A 237-nucleotide genomic window follows, 5' to 3' on the forward strand; every position below is an offset into this window, starting at 1 on the left:
CCCCGCAAGCTGCGCAAGGGCATGGGGCCGCGGTAGGTCGACCATGGACGACAACGGAATTCTGGAACAGGTGCCAGGCTCTTACGTGGCCCGGGCCGCCCTCACCCTGCCGCCAGCGGCCGCCGCCGAGGACCGCGACTACCCGGTCGAGATCGACGCCGGCCACGCCGGACTGGTGCGCATCACATTCCGGCGTCAGAAGGCCCGGCGCGCCAAGCATATGCATTGGTTCTGGCT

At 69.2% G+C, this 237-nt stretch carries 1 protein-coding gene; it reads left to right on the forward strand.

The genetic code is table 11. The annotated features are described in order from the left end of the window. Positions 1–43 precede the first annotated feature (43 nt). The coding region (locus R0J88_RS23410) for a hypothetical protein (protein WP_410901377.1) at positions 44–237 on the forward strand (194 nt) is incomplete at its 3' end.

Source organism: Pseudoalteromonas sp. SIMBA_162, assembly GCF_046535955.1.
Lineage (GTDB): Bacteria > Pseudomonadota > Gammaproteobacteria > Enterobacterales > Alteromonadaceae > Pseudoalteromonas > Pseudoalteromonas marina.